Source organism: Mesorhizobium sp. M7A.F.Ca.ET.027.03.2.1, from assembly GCF_003999175.1.
GTDB lineage: Bacteria > Pseudomonadota > Alphaproteobacteria > Rhizobiales > Rhizobiaceae > Mesorhizobium.
Map to the genome: position 1 here is coordinate 1 of NZ_RZOM01000406.1, position 5008 is coordinate 5008.

4 protein-coding genes and 1 pseudogene are annotated in these 5008 nt (G+C 63.1%); 3 read left to right on the plus strand and 2 right to left on the minus strand.

All coding sequences use genetic code 11. The features are described from left to right. A pseudogene (locus EN750_RS18235) lies at window positions 1-266 on the minus strand (2-isopropylmalate synthase); the annotation flags it as partial. A gap of 422 nt (window positions 267-688) precedes the next feature. Here EN750_RS18235 and EN750_RS18245 point away from each other — a divergent pair. Together EN750_RS18245 and EN750_RS18250 are read left to right on the plus strand one after the other, a co-directional pair. Further along, the gene (locus EN750_RS18245; protein WP_127397245.1) at window positions 689-1855 is read left to right on the plus strand and encodes an ATP-grasp domain-containing protein; all 1167 of its coding nucleotides are present in this window, start codon (window positions 689-691) and stop codon (window positions 1853-1855) included. A gap of 4 nt (window positions 1856-1859) precedes the next feature. After that, window positions 1860-2636 (plus strand): esterase family protein, encoded by a 777-nt coding sequence (locus EN750_RS18250; RefSeq protein WP_127320725.1) that lies wholly within the window; start codon window positions 1860-1862, stop codon window positions 2634-2636. 373 nt (window positions 2637-3009) lie between these two features. Here the strand turns inward: EN750_RS18250 and EN750_RS18260 are convergent, their stop codons facing one another. Next, window positions 3010-4545 (minus strand): MFS transporter, encoded by a 1536-nt coding sequence (locus EN750_RS18260; RefSeq protein ID WP_127397246.1) that lies wholly within the window; start codon window positions 4543-4545, stop codon window positions 3010-3012. A gap of 147 nt (window positions 4546-4692) precedes the next feature. On the opposite strand from EN750_RS18260, the gene EN750_RS18265 reads away from it, so the two are divergent. Next, window positions 4693-5008: LysR family transcriptional regulator (locus tag EN750_RS18265; RefSeq protein ID WP_127397247.1), on the plus strand; the 316-nt coding region annotated here is incomplete at its 3' end.

Genomic DNA, 5008 nt, shown 5'->3' on the forward strand with positions numbered 1-5008 from the left:
ATCTCCTTGAAGCCCATGTCGAGCAGCAGGCCGAACATGCGTGCCTTGCGCTCATGGCCCATCGGATCGATCAGCGCCTGGTTGCCGTCGCGCAGGTCGACCGAGCACCAGATCGGCGCCTTGTCGATCACCTTCGAAGGCCAGGTCCGGTCGGTGAGGCCGACGGTCGGATAGGGCTGATATTTGCGAGCCGCGTCGGGCATCCCTTTAGCCGAATCCGTGTCGGCTACCGCGGCATCGGAGCGGATTTCTTCTCGTGCGTTCATCGTCGTTCTCCCGGCGGCTCATGGATCCACCTTCGGTGGATTGATGGCGAGCGGCGCCTTTACCAGAATTTCGTTCGCTTGATGTGATTGCCAAGGAGCATGCGCTTGCGCGGCGGTTCGACCGCCGGGCGCTCCTTCAGCGAACCCGGCGATCGCCGATAAGGCCGAGAAGAAGCAGGGTCGAAGCCAGCGCGCGCACGGTCTCGCCGGAAAAACCGGTCGAACGGGAAGCGTTGGTGGCGCGCGTGTTCATGGCGGTTCTCTTACAGGAGCGGCTTGTGAGAGGCAAGTGGGGGCCGCGTGGCGGGCCGTGATCTGTCGGATGTTGTCCCGAACATGCGCGCTCTTCCCCACGCGCGGCAAATGCGCCAGACTCGGGCATCGACAGGGTTTCGATGCCCCTGTCGCGGGAGGGGTCGTCCATGAATTTCGTGTTCTTCTCGCCGCATTTTCCCGCCAACGGCGCGGATTTCTGCGACCGCTTGAAGAAGGCCGGGGCCAGGGTGCTCGGTATCGGCGACGCGCCCTATGACGCGCTCGACGCCAAGCTGAAAGCAGCCCTTTCGGAATATTACCGCCTCGCCAACATGGAGGACTACGATCCCGTGTTTCGGGCGATGGGGCATTTCGTCCACAAATGGGGCCGTATCGACCGTTTTGAATCGCTCAACGAACATTGGCTTGAGCTGGAAGCCAACATACGCACCGACTTCAACATCTACGGCACCAAGCTCGATTTCGTGAAGAACCTGAAGCGCAAGAGCCGCATGCGTGCCTTCTTCCGCAAGAGCGGCGTCGACACCATCGCGCAGCGCAAATGCTCCGACCGTGCCGGGGCCATGACTTTCATCCGGCGCGTCGGCTACCCCGTCGTGGTCAAGCCCGACAGCGGTTCCGGCGCATCGAACACCTTCAAGATCTCCAACGCCAAAGAGCTCGACCAGTTCTTCCGGGACAAGCCCGAGGACGTGACCTTCGTCATGGAGCAGTTCATCGGGGGGCTGGTGGTGACCTTCGACGGGCTGGTCAACCGCGACGGCAAGGTGGTGCTGGCGGCCAGCCACCGCTACGACCAGAGCGTCATGGAGGTGGTCAACAAGGACCGCCATATGAGCTACACCTGCTTTCCCAGGATCAGCCCGGCGGTCGAGGAGGCCGGCCGCAAGATCCTGAAAGCATTCGACGTACGCGAACGCTTCTTCCACATCGAGCTGTTCGAGACCAAGGACGACCGGGTCATCGCGCTGGAGGTCAACATGCGCCCGCCCGGCGCCTGGATGACCGATGCGATCAACTATACGTTCGACATCGACGTCTACGCGGCATGGGCCGACATGGTGGTCAGGGATGCCGCCGGCGGCCCTTACGAGGGGAAGTATTTCACCGCCTATGCCAGCCGCAAGCGGCGCCTCCACTATTTGCACGGCCATGAGGACGTGCTAGCCGCGCACCGCGACAAGATCGTCCACCATCAGGCCATCGAAGAGGTTTTCAGCCGCGCCATGGGAAATTACGCCTACCAGATGCGCTCGAAGGACGAAGCAGCGTTGCGTGCAGCGGTCGCGTACATCCACGCGGAAAAGGCGTGAGGCGATGGACATTTCCTATCACAAGAATTTCTCGAGCCAGCTCGGCCGCGACATGGAATACAAGCGCTACGGCCATGCCGGCCGGCCGGTGGTGGTGTTCCCGACCTCGCAGGGCAGGTTCTACCAGCTCGAGGATTCCGGCGGGGTGGGCGCACTGGCCGAATTCATCGACACCGGCCGCATCCAGCTGTTCACGGTCGACGGCGTCGATTCTGAATCCTTCTTCGACAAGCATGCCGACGCCGCCCACCGCATCGCCCGCCACGAGGCCTATTTCCGCTATGTGCGCGAGGAGGCGCTGCCGGACTTCCTGTCCACAGCCGAGCAGGCCAATGGCGGGCGCAAGCTGAAGCCGCTGTTCTCGGGCTGTTCGATGGGCGGCTATCACTCGTCGAACTTCGTCTTCCGCTTTCCTGAACTCGCCAGCGGCGTCATTGCGCTGTCGGGCGTCTATTCGGCGCGCGACTTCTTCGGCAAAGCGCTCGAGGGCGACATTTTCTACAACTCGCCGCTCGACTATCTGCCCGGCATCGTCGATCCCAAACTGCTGGCCCGGCTGAAGGCGCTCAGGCTGATCTTCTGCTGCGGCCAGGGCGCCTGGGAAGAGCGGATGTTGGTCGAGACGCGCAAGTTGGAACAGATCCTGCGCGACAAATCCATTCCCGCCTGGGTCGATTACTGGGGCGGCGATGTCAGCCACGACTGGCCATGGTGGCACAAGCAACTGGTCTATTTCTTCGGCCGTTGGCTGGATGAGGACCTGATGCACAGGCTGGATTGAGGTGCATTGATATTCAGGTGAGGCTGGCCTGCAAATGACGGCTTCCTGCGCTTCCGGTGCTCACGTACTTAAGTACGCTCCGCTCCGGTTCTCGGAAGCCACCATTTTCGACTCAGCCTGACCTGAATCTCAACGCACCTTGGGCGGACGAATGATCACACCCGATCCGATCCGCCGTTTCGTCGAGGCCCCAATGCCGGCGACACGGAAACCTCTCTCGTCGCGTTTACCGCCGACGCATCCATGAGCGACTCGGGACGGTCATTCCGGGCGTGAGCAGATCGCGCGCTGGAACCAGTCGGACAATATCGGCGTTGGCATCGTCCGTATCACACTGGACGGCGATTGTATTTCGAGTTTGGTGATCGCCTGACTACCCTTCCTGGCCTGCCGGCAGAGCGACGGTCTCGTGTTCCGACGCCGATCCGCGACGCAGGCCAAGGAAAACGACGATGGCGGTCATGACGGTGATTGCCGCCAGCACGATCAGCAACCTGTCGAACGCCGCCTCATAGGCCTGGACCAGAACAATGGCTCCAGCCTGGGGCAGATGTTGTGCTGCTTCGCCGAGATTGCCGGTCACCAGCAGTTGGGCTGCCGCTGCTGCCTGCGTCGAAGATGCCGTTCCCTGTGCGGCGAGATGCGCGGCGGTAAAGCCGGAAAGGGTCGCCATGACGATCGCCAGCGCCACGCCCTCGCAAGCGACGCGGGTGGTGTTGAAGATGCCGACCGCCATGCCTGCGCGCTCTCTCGGCACGACACTGACGGCGAGCCCGTCCATCAATCCCCAGGGCAAAGCGATGCCGACGCCGATCAGCATCAGCGGCGCCACCAGCGCACTACCGACCGGTGGTGTCAGGCTCAGCCAGACAAGCCCGGCGGCAGCGACGAGCAGGCCGACGCCGCAGATCGTGGCCGGCGCGATCCAGCGCGCCAGCTGTCCGGCGAGCATCGGCAGGATCAGCAGCGGGCCTGATAGGCAGATCATCAATTGCCCGGCCTTGATCTCGCTCATACCCTCGATGCCGATGAAGCGGATCGGCAACAGGACGAGCAGGACGACGAAGGCGTAAGCGGGTGCCGCAGCCAGAAACTGGACGCCGACGAAGCGAGGATAGGCAAACAGCGTGAGATCGAGCATCGGCCGTTGTGCTCGCCGCTCGACAAAGACGAAGGCGACAAAACAGATGGCAGAAGCGGCCAGAAGGGAGACGACAAGGGGATCGGCCCAGCCGCTCTGCGGGGCCTGGAGCACGCCATAGGTCAGCGACGCCAGCGCGATCGTGAAGGTGCCGGCTCCCGCCCAATCTAGGCCCGTCGCATCCGGGTCGCGCGATTCCCTGATGGTGCGCAGGCCGAGCATGGCGGCGGCAATCGCGAGTGCTGCAACCAGAAGAAAGATCGACCGCCAGCCGAATGCAGAGATGAGCAGGCCCGACGCGATTGGGCCGAAGGCGAGGCCGACGCCGAAACTGGTGCCGAGGAAGCTGAAGGCGCGCAGCCGCAACGGCCCTTCGAATTCCTGGGCAAGTGCCGAGGCGCCGCCAGCGAAGGCGGCCGCACTGCCGATACCCTGCGCGGCGCGGAAAATGTCGAACCAGATGATGTCCGGCGCCAGCATCGCGCCCAGCGACGCCAGGACATAGAGGGAGATGCCGACGAGGAAGAGGCGCTTGCGCCCATGATTGTCGGCCAGAGCGCCCGACGCCATCAGGGTGGCGCCGAAGGTCAGCATGAAGGCGTTTGTCACCCAGTTGAGCTCGATCGGACTGCCGCCGAGATCGGCCGCGATGCGCGACAGAGCGACGGCCGGACCGGTGAAGGTCAAGGGCATCGTCATCGCGGCAAGGCACACGGACAAGAGCACGAGCCATCTCTCGGCAGAGCCGGTTGTGGTCCTGGAAGTCATGGATTTCCCTATCTGAAACAGTACTCGCCGGTGGCCCGCGCCATTGCGGAGCCGGTCGTGATGACAAGATAGGTCGTCGGCATTTCAGGAAAAATGGTGTTATATCTCCTGGTATATCGGACTGAAACGCTCGAATGGAATGACGCAATGGATCGTCTCAACGGGCTCCTGGCCTTCGCCCGCACCGCCGAATTCGGCAGTTTCGTCGCCGCCGGGCGGGCGCTTGGCATCTCGGCTTCCGCTGTCGGCAAAAGTGTCGCCCGGCTCGAGCAGGAACTCGGCGTGCGGCTCCTGCAGCGCAGCACGCGGCGCATTTGCCTGACGGAAGAGGGCAAGCTGTTCAACGAGCGGGTGCGCCGCATCCTCGACGACATCGACGATGCCGAGGCGATGCTGTCGCAGACACGGGAAACACCGCGTGGGCGGCTGCGCATATCCACCCCGATCGTCACCTATCATCTGC